Source organism: Ruegeria sp. P8 (genome assembly GCF_056534665.1).
The window spans coordinates 117,746-135,743 of the sequence record NZ_JBQERC010000003.1 but is presented as its reverse complement, the minus strand read 5'-3'; the positions used below and the strand labels follow the sequence as shown (position 1 = coordinate 135,743).

Sequence of the window (17,998 nt, the reverse complement as noted above, 5' to 3'; positions counted from 1 at the left end):
CGCGGAATGGGGCATTTTTTACCGGAAAGTTCAAGCCAAAAATTGCCGCACCGCAGCAAACTGGACGCAACGTGCTTTGCCTTAACTGAATTTCGGCCCCTGCGCCGCACCCTGACCGGCAGAGAGAACCGAAAGGATTCGGGATGCGAAAGACAATGTTCAAGATGACGATGGGACTTGGGATCATGGTTCTGGCGGCACAACAGGTACAGGCCCAGGGGCAAAACTGCGCACCGCGAGAGGATGTGCTGAAAAGGTTGACCGACACTTATGGCGAAACGCGCAGGGGCTTTGGTCTGGCCCAGCAAGGCGCAGTCATGGAGCTTTTTGCTTCAACTCAAAGCGGCAGTTGGACCATCACGGTGACCTTGCCCAACGGGGTCACCTGCCTCGTCGCTTCGGGGCAAGCTTTTGAGGCTGTAGCCGAAGCGCTGCCCCCGAACGCCTGATCATGTAAGTGCGTCCCAGATCAGTTTACTGCCTGTGAGGGTTAGCAGCACATAGGCAATTCCAAAGAACAGGCGTTCGGACAACATGAAATGTGCGCGGACGCCCAGCCACGCACCGAGAACAGCAAACGGTGTTAACAGCATATCGGCCCATGCCGTCTGCCACGTGAACATGCCCAGATAAGCGTAGGGCACAAACTTCGCGATATTAATCACCCAGAAAACCAATACCGTACTGGCTTGAAACTCGGTCTTTGTCAGCCGTTGGGACAACAGGTAAACGGCAGCTGGAGGGCCTCCGGCATGGCTGACGAAGCTGGTGAATCCCGCGACCAGCCCTGCAAACAGGCCAGCGGAGGGTGGCAACCGTCTGGCAAACCCGCGCACCCAGCCTTTTGACTGTGCGATGTGCCAGATCACGAACCCGACCGAAATGCCGCCGATCAGCAGGCGCAGCAGGTCATCATCCGTTGAGCGGTAAAGCCATGCCCCCATTGCCACACCGGGTACAGCACCCAGGATCAGCAGGCGCGCATCCCTCCAGCTCCACCGCTTCCAATAAGGGCCCAAAGTGGCCACATCGATCACCATCAGAATCGGCAGCATCAGGGCAAGGGCCTGCCCGGGTGTTAGGATCAAGGCCAGAATCGATGATGACGCAAAAGCCACGCCCGAGCCGAAACCGCCCTTTGAGATACCCGCAAATATCACCGCCGGGATCGCCACTGCAAAAAACATCAGGTTTAATTCAAACATGCACCGGTCCCGGTTTTGGCTTGTCTCAAAGGCCCTTTAGCGCAACCATATGGGGTCTCGCAAACGGTATGCGGTTGTATGCCACGTCGCAGAACTCTTGCCTAATGCCGTTTTAGCGACTAGCACAGCCGCGATTTCAAAACCGACCGGAGATATTCCAAATGGCCAGACCCAAGATTGCGCTGATCGGCGCGGGGAACATCGGCGGCACGCTTGCGCATCTTGCAGCTGTCAAAGAACTGGGTGACGTTGTCCTGTTTGACATTGCTGACGGATTGCCACAGGGCAAGGCGCTCGACATCGCCGAATCCGGCCCGTCCGAAGGCTTTGACGCTTCGATGAAAGGTACCAGCGACTATGCCGATATCGCTGGCGCGGATGTCTGCATCGTGACCGCAGGCGTAGCCCGCAAACCGGGCATGAGCCGCGATGACCTGCTGGGCATCAACCTGAAAGTCATGAAGTCGGTCGGCGAAGGGATCGCAGCGCATGCGCCCGATGCGTTCGTGATCTGCATCACCAACCCGCTGGACGCCATGGTCTGGGCGCTGCGCGAATTCTCGGGCCTGCCGCACAACAAAGTCTGCGGCATGGCTGGCGTGCTGGATTCAGCACGTTTCGCGCATTTCCTGTCGGAAGAGTTCAACGTCTCGATGCGCGATGTAACCGCGTTCGTGTTGGGCGGACATGGCGACACCATGGTGCCGTCGGTTCGTTATTCGACCGTTGCCGGTATCCCGCTGCCTGATCTGGTTGAAATGGGCTGGACCTCGCAAGAAAAGCTGGATGCCATCGTACAGCGCACCCGTGATGGTGGCGCGGAAATCGTAGGCCTGCTGAAAACCGGGTCGGCTTATTACGCGCCCGCCACTTCGGCTATCGAAATGGCCGAAGCCTATCTGAAGGACCAGAAGCGTGTTCTGCCTTGTGCGGCGTACTGCAGCGGTGAATTAGGCGTTAACGGCCTTTATGTCGGGGTGCCGACAGTCATCGGCGCTGGTGGCGTCGAGCGCATCGTAAACATCAAGCTGAACGAAGACGAGCAAGCCGGTTTCGACAATTCGGTCAACGCCGTGAAAGGCCTGATCGAGGCATGCAAAGGCATCGACAGTTCACTGGCGTAAAACTGCCAGACAATCTGAATTTGAGACCGGCCCAATTATGGGCCGGTTTTCATTTGCCACCGCGGAACCCGGCCGCATATGTTGGCGCAAACGTCGCAAATCCCTTTTTTCGAATGTGATTTCAAAAAACTGTGCAGGATTATCGAATCAATTGATGATACTCGAGTTTTTGTGATCACACCCTAAAAACCCGTGATCACAAATGTTGAAAATCTTCGGCAATTTCCCGTCACAGGTCAAAAAACCCTTTAAATTTACCCGCTAGACACGCCTATAACGGTTAAACGCAGTCAGACGGGACAATTTCGATGAACATTCACGAATATCAGGCCAAGGCTCTTCTTCGCAGCTACGGCGCTCCGGTCTCCGATGGTCGCGCCGTATTGCGCGCCGAGGAAGCCAAAACCGCAGCCGGTGAACTGGATGGGCCGCTTTGGGTCGTCAAGGCGCAGATTCACGCGGGTGGCCGCGGCAAAGGCTCGTTCAAAGAAGCCGATGCTGGTGAAAAAGGCGGTGTCCGGCTGACGAAATCGGTCGAGGAAGCGGCCGAAGAAGCCAAGAAGATGCTGGGGCGCACTCTGGTCACCCATCAGACGGGTCCGGCAGGCAAGCAGGTCAACCGCATCTATATCGAAGCCGGTTCCGGCATCGAGCGTGAACTGTACCTGGCTCTGCTGGTAGATCGTCAGACCAGCCGTATCTCGTTTGTCTGCTCGACCGAAGGCGGTATGGACATCGAAGAAGTCGCCGCCGCGACGCCCGAGAAAATCCTGTCCTTCTCGGTTGACCCGGCCACCGGCTACCAACCCTACCATGGTCGCCGCATCGCGTTTTCGCTGGGTCTGGAGGGCGCGCAGGTCAAGCAATGTGTCAGGCTTATGGGCATCCTCTACAAAGCCTTCGTCGAGAAGGACATGGAGATGCTCGAGATCAACCCGCTGATCGTATCCGACAGCGGCGACCTGAAAGTGCTGGATGCCAAAGTTGGCTTTGATGGCAACGCGGTCTACCGCCACCCGGATATCGCTGAACTGCGCGACACGACCGAGGAAGACCCCAAGGAACTGGAAGCCAGCAAATACGACCTGAACTACATCGCACTGGACGGTGAGATTGGTTGCATGGTGAACGGTGCCGGTCTGGCGATGGCCACGATGGACATCATCAAGCTTTATGGGGCCGAGCCTGCCAACTTCCTCGACGTGGGCGGCGGTGCGACCAAAGAGAAGGTGACCGAGGCGTTCAAGATCATCACCTCGGACCCGCAGGTCAAAGGCATTCTGGTCAATATCTTCGGCGGCATCATGCGCTGTGATGTTATCGCAGAGGGCGTGGTGGCTGCGGTGAAAGAGGTCGGGCTGCAAGTTCCGCTGGTCGTGCGTCTGGAAGGCACCAATGTCGAGAAAGGCAAAGAGATCATCAACAATTCGGGTCTGGACGTGATCGCGGCGGACAACCTGAAAGACGGTGCCGAGAAGATCGTGAAGGCGGTTAAGGGTTGAGCAGAGTGGGAGGAAGATTTGCAGAAATGCAAACCTTCCTCTGTCCTCGGGATGAGTATCACTTTCAAAGGCCGATTGAATGAATTTCCAGAAGATCTCCTTGGCAACCGCAATTCTTTTAGCTGGTTGCACGAACGCGCCGGTAACACGAAGCAGTGCAATTGAAGAAGCGAGTGTGCTGTTTGAAACGGTCTGCATGGCCAGCTTGGGTAATCCTTCTCAAGCAACTCAAACGCTGGAGAACTCAGACCTTGAACGTATTTCTAACACGTCCGAGGGAGGAACTCGGTTCTTCAGTGAGCCGAATTGGATCTATGCAGTCACCGGAACCAGAACTTCTGATTTTGGAACCAGGGGCAGGGTCGAGTATGACTACTGCTATATAGCGTCGAAAAACCTAACTTCCACTGACGTAGAAGAAATACAAAAGCGGATGGCTGCAAAGCACATCGATGGTTCATCTACTTATCAGACGACCAGAAGCTCTTCGAGAACTACGCTGATAGCCGACAAACCCATTGCAGGGCGAAATGTCTACATCGTCTCCGGGCAACCTCCGAAACAACCCGCTGGACAGCAATACTCGTCCATCGAACTTCAACAGATAAGATAGCAAGCGAAGGAGCCACTAAAATGGCAGTCCTCATCGACGAAAATACCAAAGTGATCTGTCAGGGCTTTACCGGCTCGCGGACCGGATCGCTGTTGGTGCAGGCTGCCTGATCTCACTGGAATCGTAACCCCATGACCATCCCTATCTTCCTCATAGGCCTAGAACGCGCCACCGGGCGGGCGCGTTTGATGGCGCAGGAGCTGCAAAAGGCAGGCCTGTCGGCAACGCGCATCAACGCTGTTGATTGCGACGCCGCCACCCGTGAGGAATTCCTGCGTGAATGCCGGTCTGAGGGACCCTGGGGTTATTTCCATACCAAGGACATGGCCTGCACCCTCAGTCACGCCAAAGCGTGGGAGGCCGTTGTCGCCTCTGGCGCGGAGCAGGCTTTGATACTTGAGGATGATGTTTTCCTGTCGCCAGAACTGGCGGATTGGTTGAACGATGCATCCTGGTGGCCAGAGGATGCCGATATCGTGCGGTTCGAACGCTGGCGCAGTACAAAGTTTTACCTCGCACTTGGGCGCAAGCGTTTACCCCATCTGGGTCGGGAGCTGTGCCTGATGCGCTCGCGCCACCCTGGCGGTGCCGCATATGCGTTGACCCGAAAAGCAGCAGAACATTTTCTGGCGCAAAAGCCTTATGACATCGCACTGGATGGCCTGTTGTTCAACCCGTCAGCCTCGCCCGCGGCGCGTCGGGTCAATGTCTATCAGGTGATCCCTGCCATGGTCGAGCAAGGCAACGATGCGCCGGGCGAAATCCAGATGGGTGCCCACCGCGCACGCCCTACGGGCTGGCCGCTGGTCCGCCAAAAAATCAGGCGCGGTATCGCCGAAATCAGCAGCGGCCTGCGCACGATGGCCGATCTGGCCCTTGGTCGCGCCACGCTTCAGAAAATCACCTATGCGCCGCAGGTTCTTCCAGCGGCAGAACCCTATCAATCCAACACCGCCTAGAGAAAGGGACAAAATGGCAGTCCTCATCGACGAAAACACCAAAGTGATCTGTCAGGGCTTTACCGGCTCGCAAGGTACATTCCACAGCGAACAGGCCATTGCCTATGGCACCAAGATGGTTGGCGGCGTAACCCCCGGCAAAGGCGGGATGGAGCATTTGGGCCTGCCCGTGTTCAACTCGGTCCACGAGGCCAAGCACGTGACCGAAGCCAACGCATCGGTGATCTACGTACCGCCCCCATTCGCGGCGGATTCGATCCTCGAAGCGATTGATGCCGAGATGGAAGTGATTGTCTGCATCACCGAAGGTATCCCGGTTCTGGACATGATGAAGGTGAAACGCGCGCTGGAAGGCAGCAAGTCGCGCCTGATTGGCCCGAACTGCCCCGGTGTCATCACGCCTGACGCCTGCAAGATCGGTATCATGCCCGGCCATATTCACAAACGCGGGAGCGTGGGTGTCGTTTCCCGCTCGGGTACGCTTACTTATGAAGCCGTGAAACAGACAACGGACGTAGGACTGGGCCAGTCCACCTGTGTGGGCATTGGCGGCGACCCGATCAAAGGGACTGAACATATCGACGTGCTGGAATGGTTCCTGGCAGATGACGAGACCACGTCGATCATCATGATTGGCGAGATCGGCGGCTCGGCCGAGGAAGAAGCCGCGCAGTTCCTGGCCGATGAGGCCAAGAAAGGCCGCAAGAAGCCGGTTGCAGGCTTCATCGCAGGCCGCACGGCCCCTCCGGGCCGCCGCATGGGCCACGCGGGCGCGATTGTCGCCGGTGGCAAAGGCGGTGCCGAGGACAAGATCGAAGCCATGCGCTCGGCCGGTATCGTCGTGGCCGAAAGCCCGGCGCAGCTGGGTGAGGCCGTGCTGGAAGCGATTGGGTAAATTGTGAACTGGGGCACAAAAATCCTTTTTGGCCTTGTGGCTGCCATCTCGGCAGCCACTACTGCCCCTGCTGTTGCCGACAGCTCGAGCTTCGCTTCTGATACCGTTGCGGCTTGCCAGTCCGCAATTGATCTAGCGACAGTGACCGATACCCTAATCGAGATTGGCTGGTCTCCGGTGGTCCCAGCGGAACTTGACGAACGCGCAATAAAGTCTTTTGCCGCAACGTTACTTGCAGAACAGTTTGGCTATGGTGACGTTGCCAATCCGCGCATAACAAGAACATGGGAACTTGCACTCAAGAATGCCGCCGGGACTCGTAATCTAAAGATTGTCGAAAGCACACAACAAAAAGATCGTTGGTTTGTTAAACTTCAAACCGGAAGCGTTTTGCGCATCGACAGTTATGTGCATGACACCTACGGCCATCTAAGTTGCGTGATTGCGCTCAAAAATGAAGAATCGCCAGTGACATTTGAGCGTTTGCTTGGGGACACAGGACGTGATCCTGCGACCTTGCCTCCAGTGCATCGTCTTCGATCGCAATCATATGAAAGAAACGGCCTAAAACGGGTTCTGAACGGTGCGGTCCTGAACACCGAGCGCATTTCCGCCGTGTCGGGCATTGACATTGATGTGTCCTCTGTTTTCTCAACTTATGTCACGAAACAGTCAGAGAACTAAGAATGACCTTCTCCGACGCCATACGCACCTGCTTCTCCAAGTTCTTCACTTTCTCGGGCCGTGCTTCGCGGCCCGAATACTGGTTCTTTTTCCTGTTCATCGTGATCTGGAACATCATTGCCGGGATCATCGACTGGCAGTTCTTCACGCAGGTCGCGGTGACGGAAACCGAAACCTCGAAATCCGTGTCGACCACGTCCTCGCAACCGGTGCAGGGCATCGTCAGCCTGATCGTCTTCTTTCCCCATCTGGCAGTTGCTTTCCGGCGGATGCATGATACCGGTCGCAGCGGGCTGTATGCTCTGCTGCCGATCCTGTTGATCCTTGGCGCCGGAGCCGTGCTCGTTTTCGGTATCGGCCTGGCCTCTCATTTCCAGCATGGTGGCAGGCTGGATATCCTGTTTACCCGCGCCACGTTGCTCATCGTTCTTCCGACACTACTGGTACTGGTCGTGTCGCCCCTCCTGGTTCTATGGTGGCTGACACGCCCCAGCCAGCCAGGCACCAATCAATACGGTCCCAACCCAACAGAGGTAGCCCTATGACCGAACATTCGCCCAATTCCGCCTTTCATGCCTCAAGCTTCATGCAGGGGCATAATGCCGAATATCTGGAGCAGCTTTATGCGCAATACACAAAGAACCCCGGTGCGGTGGATGCCGCATGGGGCGCGTTCTTTGATGCCATGGGCGATGATGCCCCCGATGTTCAACGCGAAGCCGAAGGTCCGTCCTGGGCGCGCACCGACTGGCCGCCGATGCCAGCAGACGACCTGACTGGTGCGCTGACTGGTGAATGGGCCGAGATTGACGCCAAAGCGGCGGGCAAGAAGATCAAGGACAAGGCGGCTGAAAAAGGGGCTGAGGTCAGCGACGATCAGATCAAACGCGCCGTGCTGGACAGTTTGCGAGCACTGATGCTGATCCGGGCCTACCGCATCCGGGGCCATCTGGCCGCGGATCTGGACCCGCTGGGTATGCGCGCTGCCAGCACCCATCCTGAGCTGGACCCGAAGACTTACGGTTTCACCGATGCCGACATGGATCGCCCGATCTTTATCGACAACGTGCTGGGACTGCAGGTCGCTTCGATGCGGCAGATCGTTGAAATCGTGAAACGCACATACTGCGGCACCTTTGCGCTGCAATACATGCATATCTCGAACCCGGAAGAGGCCGCCTGGCTGAAAGAGCGGATCGAGGGCTATGGCAAGGAAATCCAGTTCACCAAGGAAGGCCGCAAGGCGATCCTGAACAAAATGGTCGAGGCCGAGGGTTTCGAGAAGTTCCTGCACGTCAAGTACATGGGTACCAAGCGGTTCGGTCTGGACGGTGGCGAGGCGCTTATCCCGGCGATGGAACAGATCATCAAGCGCGGTGGAGCGCTTGGCCTTAGTGACATCGTCATCGGGATGCCGCACCGGGGTCGCCTGAACATTCTGGCCAACGTGATGGGCAAGCCTTATCGCGCGATTTTCAACGAATTCCAGGGCGGTAGCTTCAAGCCCGAAGACGTGGATGGCTCTGGCGACGTGAAATATCACCTCGGCGCCTCCAGCGATCGCGAATTCGATGGCAACAGTGTGCACCTGTCACTGACCGCCAACCCCTCTCACCTTGAGGCGGTAAACCCGGTGGTTCTGGGTAAGGTCCGCGCCAAGCAGGACCAACTGGGCGATACAGATCGCACAAGGGTCATGGCCATTTTGCTGCACGGTGACGCGGCCTTTGCCGGTCAAGGTGTTGTGGCCGAGGGCTTTGGCCTATCCGGCCTGAAAGGGCACAGAACCGGCGGCACCATGCACATCGTGGTCAACAACCAGATCGGGTTCACTACCGCGCCGCATTTCAGCCGCTCGAGCCCCTATCCCACCGATATCGCACTGATGGTCGAGGCCCCGATCTTCCATGTGAACGGCGACGACCCCGAGGCGGTGGTTCACGCCGCGAAGGTGGCGACCGAGTTCCGCCAGAAGTTCCATAAAGACGTGGTTCTGGACATCTTCTGTTATCGCCGGTTTGGCCATAACGAGGGCGATGAGCCCATGTTCACCAACCCGATCATGTACAAGAAGATCAAGACCCATAAGACAACGCTTTCCTTGTATACCGAGCGGCTGGTCAAGGACGGGCTGATCCCCGAGGGTGAGATCGAAGATATGAAGGCCGCCTTTCAGGCCCACCTGAACGACGAGTTCGAGGCCGGGAAAGACTACAAACCCAACAAGGCCGACTGGCTGGATGGGCGCTGGTCGCATCTTGACAAGAACAAGGATGATTATGTCCGGGGTGAAACAGCGATCTCGGCAGAGACACTGGCGGAAATCGGAGCCGCGCTGACCAAAGCTCCTGACGATTTCGCAATGCACAAAACCGTTGGGCGGTTGCTGGAACATAAGAAGCAGATGTTCGAGACCGGTGCAGGATTTGACTGGGCCACGGGTGAGGCACTGGCGTTTGGATCGTTGCTGACCGAAGGATATCCCGTGCGTCTGGCCGGGCAGGATGCAACGCGGGGCACGTTCAGCCAGCGTCACTCTGGGTTTGTTCATCAGGAAACCGAAGAACGGTATTACCCGCTCAACAACATCCGTGCCGGGCAATCCCAATACGATGTTATCGACTCGATGCTGTCCGAATACGCGGTGCTGGGTTTCGAATACGGCTATTCGCTGGCAGAACCGAACGCTCTGGTTCTGTGGGAGGCGCAGTTCGGCGACTTTGCCAACGGTGCGCAGATCATGTTCGACCAGTTCATCAGCTCGGGTGAAAGCAAGTGGCTGCGGATGTCCGGTCTGGTCACATTGCTGCCACACGGGTTCGAAGGGCAAGGCCCGGAACACTCGTCAGCGCGTCTGGAACGGTTCCTGCAAATGTGCGGTCAGGACAACTGGATCGTGGCGAATTGCACGACACCGGCGAACTATTTCCACATCCTGCGCCGTCAGTTGCACCGGACCTTCCGGAAGCCACTGATCCTGGTGACACCGAAGTCACTGCTGCGTCACAAGCTGGCCGTCAGCACGGCGGATGATTTCACCACTGGGTCCAGCTTCCACCGGGTGCTGTGGGATGACGCGCAGAAGGGCAACTCTGACACCAAGCTGGTGGCCGATGACAAGATCAAGCGCGTCGTCATGTGTTCCGGCAAAGTCTACTTCGACCTGCTGGAGGAACGCGATGCGCGTGGCATCGACGACATCTACCTGATGCGGATCGAACAATTCTATCCGTTCCCGGCACATTCACTGATCAACGAACTCGAACGGTTCAAGAATGCCGAGATGGTCTGGTGTCAGGAAGAGCCCAAGAACCAGGGTGCGTGGACCTTTATCGAACCCAACATCGAATGGGTCCTGTCCCGTATCGATGCTAAACACACTCGCCCGACCTATGCCGGTCGCGCCACATCGGCCTCGCCCGCAACGGGGCTGGCCAGCCAACACAAAGCCCAACAAGAAGCGCTGGTTAACGAAGCGCTGAGCATTGAAGGAAAGTAAGCGATGACGATTGAAGTTCGTGTTCCCACGCTTGGCGAATCGGTCACCGAAGCCACAGTTGCAACCTGGTTCAAAAAGCCCGGTGATGCGGTCGCCATGGATGAGATGCTGTGTGAGCTGGAGACAGACAAGGTCACCGTCGAGGTTCCTTCTCCCGCAGCGGGTGTAATGGGTGAAATCGTGGCAGCCGAAGGCGAAACCGTTGGTGTTGACGCCTTGCTGGCAACGATTGCGGCGGGCGAAGGCGCAGCCCCGGCGCCAGCCGCAGCCCCGGCAGCGGCACCTGCCGCATCAGGTGGGTCGGTTGACGTGATGGTTCCGACACTTGGTGAGTCTGTGACGGAGGCAACCGTTTCGACCTGGTTCAAGAAGGTTGGCGACAACGTCGCGCAGGACGAGATGCTGTGCGAATTGGAAACCGATAAAGTCTCGGTTGAAGTTCCCGCACCGACTTCGGGTGTTCTTGCGGAAATCGTTGCTCCAGAAGGATCGACCGTGGATGCGGCTGCCAAGCTGGCTGTCATCTCCGGAGCTGCCGCTGGTGCAGCAGCCGCGCCGGCCCAGGCAGCAGCGGCGGCGCCCGCAGCAACAAGCACCGGAAAAGACGTCGCAAACGCACCGTCCGCCCAGAAAGCAATGGCCGAAGCCGGACTGTCAGCTGATCAGGTCACCGGAACAGGCCGCGACGGTCGCATCATGAAGGAAGACGTGTCCAAAGCCGTCGCAGCAGTTTCAGCCCCGGTACCTGCGGCGGCTGCGCCCGCCCCTATGGCCCAAGCCCCACGCGCCCCTGTGGCTGCCGAGGACGAGGCCCGCGAAGAACGCGTGCGGATGACCCGCCTGCGCCAAACCATTGCCAAACGTCTCAAGGACGCACAAAACACCGCTGCGATCCTGACCACCTACAACGAGGTGGACATGACCGAGGTCATGGCCCTGCGCAATCAGTACAAAGACCAGTTCGAGAAGAAGCATGGTGTGCGTCTGGGCTTTATGTCCTTCTTCACCAAGGCCTGCTGCCACGCGCTGAAAGAAGTGCCCGAGGTCAATGCGGAGATTGATGGAACCGACATCGTCTACAAGAACTTCGTGCATATGGGCGTTGCCGCTGGTACGCCGCAGGGTCTGGTCGTTCCCGTGATCCGTGATGCTGACAGCATGTCCTTTGCCGCGATCGAAAAAGCCATCGCCGAAAAGGGCAAGCGCGCCCGTGACGGCAAGCTGAGCATGGCTGAGATGCAGGGTGGCACCTTCACCATCTCGAACGGTGGTGTCTATGGCTCGCTAATGTCCTCGCCGATCCTGAATCCCCCTCAGTCGGGTATTCTGGGCATGCACAAGATCCAGGACCGCCCGATGGTCATCAATGGTGAGATCAAGATCCGCCCGATGATGTATCTGGCCCTGTCTTATGACCACCGGATTGTCGATGGCAAAGGTGCCGTTACCTTCCTCGTTCGTGTGAAAGAGGCGCTGGAAGATCCGCGCCGCCTGCTGATGGACCTGTAAGCATGGCAACGCATGTCCTTTGGCAAGCCGACGTGGCCGATTTCAACGCCTGGCTGAAAGTGTTCCGCGAGGACAAACCGATGCGCAAGGCCGCGGGTATCCGCGACCTGCATGTCTGGCGCGACCCCAACCAAAAAGACCACGCCATCGCGATGTTCGAGGTTACAAACCTGGACAAGGCCAAAGCCTTCTTTGGTTCCGAAGAATTGGCGATGCATCACGAGCGGGGCGGAATTGCCCATATCTCGATCAAGCTGCTGGAACCTGTTTGACAACGACTATTTCCGACCCGCCAAATCGGGTCGTGGAAGCGCCGGAACGTCCGGTCGATTTAGGAGAATGTAATGGCAAATTATGACGTCATCGTAATCGGCGCCGGACCCGGCGGCTATGTCTGCGCGATCCGCTGCGCTCAACTGGGTTTGAAAACCGCCGTGGTCGAAGGGCGCGAAACACTGGGTGGTACTTGCCTTAACGTGGGCTGCATCCCCTCGAAGGCGCTGCTGCATGCCAGCCACCAACTGCACGAGGCCGAGCATAACTTTGCCAAGATGGGCCTGAAGGGCAAAGCGCCTTCGGTCGATTGGAAACAGATGCAGGCCTATAAAGATGAGGTGATCGAGGGCAACACCAAGGGCATCGAGTTCCTGTTCAAGAAGAACAAGATCGACTGGCTGAAAGGCTGGGGCTCGATCCCTGCGGCCGGCAAAGTTCAGGTCGGCGATGAAATCCATGAAACCAAGAACATCATCATTGCGTCAGGCTCCGAACCGTCCTCGCTGCCCGGTGTCGAAGTGGATGAGAAGGTGGTTGTGACCTCAACCGGTGCTCTGTCTCTGGGCAAGATCCCGAAGAAAATGGTGGTGATCGGCGCGGGTGTGATCGGGCTGGAACTGGGATCGGTTTACAGCCGCCTGGGCGCTGAAGTTACCGTGATCGAGTTCCTCAAGGAGATCACGCCGGGCATGGACCCTGAGGTGCAAAAAACCTTCCAGCGCATTCTCAAGAAACAGGGCCTGACCTTTGTCATGGGCGCGGCGGTGCAGAAAACCGAAGCGACCAAGACCAAGGCCAAAGTTACCTACAAGCTGCTCAAAGACGACAGTGAACATGTGATCGACGCCGATACCGTGCTGGTGGCCACCGGGCGGAAACCCTATTCGGATGGTCTGGGATTGGACGCTTTGGGCATCGAGATGACCCCGCGCGGCCAGATCAAGGTGGGCAAGGACTGGCAGACCAACGTGCCGGGCATCTACGCCATCGGTGACGTGACCGAAGGACCGATGCTGGCACACAAGGCCGAAGACGAAGGCATGGCCGCCGCCGAGCAGGTTGCAGGAAAGCACGGTCATGTGAACTATGGCGTGATTCCGGGCGTGATCTACACCTGGCCAGAAGTCGCGAATGTTGGTGAAACCGAAGCGACGCTCAAGGAACAGGGTCGTGCCTATAAGGTCGGCAAGTTCATGTTCATGGGCAATGGGCGCGCCAAGGCGAATTTTGCGGCTGACGGGTTCGTCAAGATTCTGGCCGACAAGGAAACCGATCGCATCCTGGGTGCCCATATCATCGGCCCGGGCGCGGGTGATCTGATCCACGAGGTCTGTGTGGCGATGGAATTCGGTGCTTCCGCCGAGGATCTGGCGCTCACCTGCCACGCGCATCCGACGTATTCCGAAGCGGTGCGCGAGGCTGCCCTGGCCTGCGGAGACGGCCCGATCCACAGCTAACACCCCTGACCCCGGCGGCGATCAGCTTGCCGGGGTCAGCCATGCATCCAGATAGGTTTCCAGCCTGTCTGTGAACGTTGTCGCTGAATGCAGCGCGCAATACTGTAAGGACATGGCCTGAATGGCAAAGGCCTGCACGCCTTCTGCCAACAGCTCGGATGGTACATCCTTGCGTACCTCTGCTGTTTCAAGCCACATCATCACGACCCGGAAATACCGTTCAAAACAATAGGCAATCGGCCCAATATCTGCGATAGCCGTTGCCCCCGAGTATCTGATCAACAGATCGAACACGTACCGTTCGGACGTCATGAATTCGTGGACCGGTTCCAGCGAAGCGATAATCTCTGGTACCGTTTTGGGTGGGGTACCGGATTGGGCCTGATCCAGGCAAGCATTCAGCTTGTCCGCGATCAGGATTTCCATCAGCGCGTCCTTGTCGCGGAAATGCGCGAAGAAGGTCCCCTTGGCAACACCCGCGGCCTTTACAACTTCATCCACCCGCAATGCTTCATATCCGCCATGTCGGATAACCTCTTCCGCAGCTGATAGAAGCTTGGCGCGGGTCTTGATGGTACGTTTCTGGATCGTTTTTTGCATAACGCCCAATCGCACATTTTTTGACCGTGGTCAAATTTAATATTGACCGCGGTCATTTTTTGATTCTATAAACTGACCGCGGTCATTTTTAGGAGAACCCCGATGCACCCCAAGAAAATCCTCATCCTCGATGGACATCCGGCAGAAAGCAGCTTGTCACGCACATTCGCAGAAACCTATGGCGAGGCAGCCCGCAAAAACGGACATGATGTCCGAATAGTCCATCTGAGCGACCTGCAATTCGATTTTGATTTCGGTCAGGGCAACTATCACGACTTCAAGCCGCTTGAACCGGTTCTGGAACAAGTGTTGCAGGACTTCGAATGGAGCGACCATCTGGTCCTGACCACACCTATGTGGTGGGGCGGGCTGCCTGCAAAACTCAAGGGATTGATTGACCGGATGTTCATACCGGGGCGGACATTCGACACCCGAAACACGACGATGGCTGGCCTGCCAGCCCCGATGCTGACCGGACGCACGGCACGCGTTATCCTGACCTCAGATACGCCGGGCTGGTTCATGCGCCTGATGTACAGGCAAGCGCTTATTCGACAGGTTCGGGGCCAGATCCTCGGGTTTGTTGGCTTCAAACCAACGCGATTCACTTACTTTGCAGGCGCAAGCTATCCCAAACCGGGCAGCGTTGATCGCTGGATCAAAAAGGTGTCCAGAATCGGAGCCGCCGCAGCTTGACTGAACAACCGTCCGCTACCTACCACATTGTTTTGGCGGCGCGTGCAGCCCAGTCTTTGTCATATTGCGCGCCGCCCTCTTCACCCTCTGACGCCTCCGACAAAAGCTGCCCAATCGTCGGAAGGTCCTTGCTTTCGTCGCCACAAGTCCAAGTGCGGGCGCGCATCAGTGCACGCGCGCACTGACTGTAAATCTCGTCAATCTGCACGACGATAACCGTCGCCGGAACCTTGCCAGCCTTTTCGAACTGGTTGCGCAATGCCGCGTCTGCGGTCAATCGGGCTGTTCCGTTAACCCGAACGACATTGTCAGAACCCGGCACAAAGAACATCAGCGAAACGCGCGGGTCCCGAACAATGTTGCGCAAGCTGTCCAGGCGGTTGTTTCCCCGCCAGTCAGGCAGCGCCAGTGTTTTTGGGTTCAATTCGCGCACAACAGCACCGTCGTCCCCACGTGGGCTTCCGTCCACACCCTCGGGACCAACTGTACTGAGAACACAAAGGCGCGCGGCTTCAATCCACTTGCGATAGAGCGGAGTTAAGTGTCGAACGACCTTTCGCAACGAAGCAGCACCCGGCGTTCCGTACAACGCCTCGAGATCTTCTATTTTTTCAATGAATTCCATCAGGATCAAACCCCACTTCGCGCATCAATTCGTTCGAGCGTGTTTCGATGACTTCCGCCAACCGCGCGAGGAACTCATCGCGGGCAACACCTGGTTTGATCGGCTCCAGAAAATCTACAATGGCAAGGCCGGGTTTACGCATCACGCCTGTACGGGGCCAGAACACGCCAGCATTCGTCGCAACCGGAACGCATGGAAAACCAAGGCCTTCATACAGGACCGCTGTACCAACCTTGTAGGGTTTCTTTACTCCCGGTGCCACACGCGTGCCCTGCGGATAGATCACCAGCTGACCGGGTTCGGAAAACTCTTTTGAGACGTCCTTGACCATTTTTGCCACAGCCGCACCGCGCTTGCCGCGATTGACCGGGATACAGCCAAGGCGTCGTGCATACATGCCAATGACCGGTGTGAACAACAGCTCGCGTTTCATGATAAACTTGCCGTGCGGAATGGCGTCGAAAATCATGATGATATCAAGGAACGACTGATGTTTGGCTCCGATGACCACTTCATTCGTTGGGGCATTGCCCCGCACCTCACAGCGGATACCAACCATCCACCGGGCCAGCCACATGGTGCTTTTGGCGTAGGTTTTGCACGCTTTCAGGGCACCGTTTTTGGAAAACAGCGCATAAGGTAGAAACGCGATGCCAAGGATCAGCATCCAAGCATAGATCACAATCATGAAGATGAGGGAACGAACCCACTGAATTGCCATCAACATCAGGAAAGCTCCTTCAACTTGCGTCGGGCCGCGGCCCATGTGGCAACAAAGGCAACGGCTGCCCCAAGGACGGGGATAAGAACCGGCAATACCCAGTCTTTGCCCTGAAATCCAACTCCGGTCAGAAACCCGCCCGCGTCCGAAGCTTCGGGCAAAAGCAAGACACCAGTCATTCCCAGCAGGGTCCCAACCGAAGCGCCGAAAAACGCGCGATAGGTAAACCGCCGTACAAAAGCCCCTGCGATGAAACCATCCTGCGCGCCAACCAATCGCAGAACCTCGATAATCTGCGCATTGGCCGCAAGTGAGGCGTTGGCTGCAAGGGTAATCATCGCAGCGGTCGCGCCACCGATCAGCAGGATTGATATCCATCCCAGACGACGCAGGGACATCGCTGCATCGACCAGCGGTTCGCGCCATCGCGTGTGATCATCCAGAACCGCGCCGGGCACCTCGGCCCCCAATCGCAATCGCAGCCCGATCGCATCCAGCCCCGGTTCGCCCTCGATAATCTCGATCAGCTGCGGGATTGGCAAAGTATCCAGCGGCAGGTCCGGCCCGAACCAAGGCGCCAGCAATGCGGCCTGTTCTTCTGTGCTAAGCGCACGGGCGGAGGCGACACCTGGCGTCTGGCTGAGGACGGTCAATGCCGCTTCTGTCTGGGCAGCAAGCTGCTCGGCCGGTGCGTTGATGCGCAAGGTCGCAGCGCCCGCCAGTTCCGAGGCCCACCGATCCGCGATGCGGCCAGAGGCGAGGGACAAAGCCAAAGCAAAAACAGCAAGAAATGCCATGGCACCAGCGACAAACAGCGTCAGATGCGCGGTGTAGCCGGTTGGCGGAACAACGCGGTCAGCACGGGTATCGCCGCGCAGCAGGTTTCGGATATCAGCCCCAGTCACAGGTCTGCCCCCGCCAGATGCAGCTTTCGCTGCGAAATCCGCAAAACACGGGCCTGAACATGACTTTTTGCCGCGCGGATCAGGCTCAGGTCATGGGTGGCAATCAGAACGGTCTTTCCCATACGGTTCAGCTCGACCAGCAGGTGCAACAAACGTTGCGACATCTCCCAATCGACATTGCCCGTGGGCTCATCAGCCAATATGACATCGGGCGACAGGATGACGGCGCGCGCCAGAGCCGCCCGTTGACGTTCACCGCCGGACAATTCCGGTGGCCGCGCTTCGAGACGTGCACCAAGCCCCACCCAGCTGAGCAGTTCGGTCAGATTGTCTTGCCCGGACGATTCCCCGCGCCCAGAGACCATCAGTGGCAAGGCGACATTCTCGGCAAGCGTCATATGGTCAAGGAACTGGCAATCCTGATGAACAACGCCAACACGGCGACGCAGCACGGCCAGCTGATCCCGATCAAGGGCCGAGATATCCTGATCAAACACGCTGAGACGTCCCGAGGTTGGTAACAGTGCCCCGTAACACAGCTTGAGCAATGTCGTCTTTCCCGCCCCCGATGGCCCGGTCAGAAAATGGAACGACCCCGGCTGCAATTGAACCGAGACATCGCTCAGCAACTCGCCGCCACCGTAGGTATAGCTGACATTTTCCAGCTCGATCACACGTGCCCCCAATATTTTGCCGCTCTTCTTGCCCGAGCAGGGCGACGGTTTCAA

General features: G+C 57.5%; 19 protein-coding genes. 13 read left to right on the top strand and 6 right to left on the bottom strand.

What is annotated here, in order from left to right; all coding sequences use genetic code 11:
• Positions 1–155: 155 nt before the first annotated feature.
• On the top strand, positions 156–449 hold the full coding sequence (locus ACR0BZ_RS07010) for a hypothetical protein (RefSeq protein WP_480832294.1): 294 nt from the start codon (positions 156–158) through the stop codon (positions 447–449).
• Here ACR0BZ_RS07010 and ACR0BZ_RS07005 read toward each other — a convergent pair whose 3' ends face one another.
• Positions 450–1,205 carry a sulfite exporter TauE/SafE family protein gene (locus ACR0BZ_RS07005; protein WP_267363195.1) on the bottom strand — a complete coding sequence of 252 codons (756 nt, stop codon included), beginning with the start codon at positions 1,203–1,205 and terminating at the stop codon, positions 450–452. It lies immediately after the preceding gene.
• Positions 1,206–1,366: 161 nt separating this feature from the next.
• Here ACR0BZ_RS07005 and mdh point away from each other — a divergent pair, with 161 nt between their 5' ends.
• The 11 genes from mdh (at position 1,367) to lpdA (ending at position 13,723) form a co-directional block, all read left to right on the top strand.
• Positions 1,367–2,329: a malate dehydrogenase gene (gene mdh / locus ACR0BZ_RS07000; protein ID WP_267363196.1), complete on the top strand. Its 963-nt coding sequence runs from the start codon at positions 1,367–1,369 to the stop codon at positions 2,327–2,329.
• 308 nt (positions 2,330–2,637) lie between these two features.
• Positions 2,638–3,831, top strand: a complete 1,194-nt coding sequence (gene sucC / locus ACR0BZ_RS06995; protein ID WP_267363198.1) for an ADP-forming succinate--CoA ligase subunit beta — start codon at positions 2,638–2,640, stop codon at positions 3,829–3,831.
• A 79-nt stretch (positions 3,832–3,910) separates the two neighbouring features.
• Complete coding sequence (locus ACR0BZ_RS06990) at positions 3,911–4,444, top strand: hypothetical protein (RefSeq protein WP_480919834.1); 534 nt, start codon at positions 3,911–3,913, stop codon at positions 4,442–4,444.
• Positions 4,445–4,575: 131 nt separating this feature from the next.
• On the top strand, positions 4,576–5,403 hold the full coding sequence (locus tag ACR0BZ_RS06985; RefSeq protein WP_480919833.1) for a glycosyltransferase family 25 protein: 828 nt from the start codon (positions 4,576–4,578) through the stop codon (positions 5,401–5,403).
• A 13-nt stretch (positions 5,404–5,416) separates the two neighbouring features.
• Positions 5,417–6,298, top strand: a complete 882-nt coding sequence (gene sucD, locus ACR0BZ_RS06980; RefSeq protein ID WP_209506539.1) for a succinate--CoA ligase subunit alpha — start codon at positions 5,417–5,419, stop codon at positions 6,296–6,298.
• Positions 6,299–6,334: 36 nt separating this feature from the next.
• Positions 6,335–6,982, top strand: coding sequence for a hypothetical protein (locus tag ACR0BZ_RS06975; RefSeq protein ID WP_480545894.1), 648 nt, complete (start codon positions 6,335–6,337; stop codon positions 6,980–6,982).
• Positions 6,983–6,984: 2 nt separating this feature from the next.
• Positions 6,985–7,527 (top strand): DUF805 domain-containing protein, encoded by a 543-nt coding sequence (locus tag ACR0BZ_RS06970; RefSeq protein ID WP_480483139.1) that lies wholly within the window; start codon positions 6,985–6,987, stop codon positions 7,525–7,527.
• Positions 7,524–10,481, top strand: coding sequence for a 2-oxoglutarate dehydrogenase E1 component (locus tag ACR0BZ_RS06965; protein WP_480919832.1), 2,958 nt, complete (start codon positions 7,524–7,526; stop codon positions 10,479–10,481). Before ACR0BZ_RS06970 ends, ACR0BZ_RS06965 begins: the two co-directional genes overlap by 4 nt.
• 3 nt (positions 10,482–10,484) lie before the next feature.
• The gene (odhB, locus tag ACR0BZ_RS06960; RefSeq protein ID WP_480919831.1) at positions 10,485–11,990 is read left to right on the top strand and encodes a 2-oxoglutarate dehydrogenase complex dihydrolipoyllysine-residue succinyltransferase; all 1,506 of its coding nucleotides are present in this window, start codon (positions 10,485–10,487) and stop codon (positions 11,988–11,990) included.
• 2 nt (positions 11,991–11,992) lie between these two features.
• On the top strand, positions 11,993–12,262 hold the full coding sequence (locus tag ACR0BZ_RS06955; RefSeq protein ID WP_480773334.1) for a hypothetical protein: 270 nt from the start codon (positions 11,993–11,995) through the stop codon (positions 12,260–12,262).
• A gap of 72 nt (positions 12,263–12,334) precedes the next feature.
• Positions 12,335–13,723, top strand: a complete 1,389-nt coding sequence (gene lpdA, locus ACR0BZ_RS06950; RefSeq protein ID WP_480919830.1) for a dihydrolipoyl dehydrogenase — start codon at positions 12,335–12,337, stop codon at positions 13,721–13,723.
• A 21-nt stretch (positions 13,724–13,744) separates the two neighbouring features.
• Here the strand turns inward: lpdA and ACR0BZ_RS06945 are convergent, their stop codons facing one another.
• A complete protein-coding gene (locus ACR0BZ_RS06945; RefSeq protein WP_480483131.1) occupies positions 13,745–14,323 on the bottom strand; it encodes a TetR/AcrR family transcriptional regulator in 579 nt (192 codons plus the stop codon).
• Between the two features lie 102 nt (positions 14,324–14,425).
• Here ACR0BZ_RS06945 and ACR0BZ_RS06940 point away from each other — a divergent pair, with 102 nt between their 5' ends.
• Entirely contained in the window at positions 14,426–15,019 is a 594-nt protein-coding gene (locus tag ACR0BZ_RS06940; protein ID WP_480773337.1) for an NAD(P)H-dependent oxidoreductase, read from the top strand.
• A 19-nt stretch (positions 15,020–15,038) separates the two neighbouring features.
• On the opposite strand, the gene ACR0BZ_RS06935 is transcribed toward ACR0BZ_RS06940, so the two are convergent.
• Genes ACR0BZ_RS06935 through ACR0BZ_RS06920 form a run of 4 tightly spaced genes read right to left on the bottom strand, consistent with a single transcriptional unit; the run spans position 15,039 to position 17,944 of the window.
• Positions 15,039–15,644: a pyridoxamine 5'-phosphate oxidase family protein gene (locus tag ACR0BZ_RS06935; protein WP_480919829.1), complete on the bottom strand. Its 606-nt coding sequence runs from the start codon at positions 15,642–15,644 to the stop codon at positions 15,039–15,041.
• On the bottom strand, positions 15,631–16,371 hold the full coding sequence (locus tag ACR0BZ_RS06930; RefSeq protein WP_480486641.1) for a lysophospholipid acyltransferase family protein: 741 nt from the start codon (positions 16,369–16,371) through the stop codon (positions 15,631–15,633). Before ACR0BZ_RS06930 ends, ACR0BZ_RS06935 begins: the two co-directional genes overlap by 14 nt.
• Positions 16,371–17,270 carry a cell division protein FtsX gene (locus ACR0BZ_RS06925; RefSeq protein WP_480486639.1) on the bottom strand — a complete coding sequence of 300 codons (900 nt, stop codon included), beginning with the start codon at positions 17,268–17,270 and terminating at the stop codon, positions 16,371–16,373. Before ACR0BZ_RS06925 ends, ACR0BZ_RS06930 begins: the two co-directional genes overlap by 1 nt.
• Positions 17,267–17,944 carry a cell division ATP-binding protein FtsE gene (locus tag ACR0BZ_RS06920; RefSeq protein WP_209506709.1) on the bottom strand — a complete coding sequence of 226 codons (678 nt, stop codon included), beginning with the start codon at positions 17,942–17,944 and terminating at the stop codon, positions 17,267–17,269. Before ACR0BZ_RS06920 ends, ACR0BZ_RS06925 begins: the two co-directional genes overlap by 4 nt.
• Between the last annotated feature and the right edge of the window lie 54 nt (positions 17,945–17,998).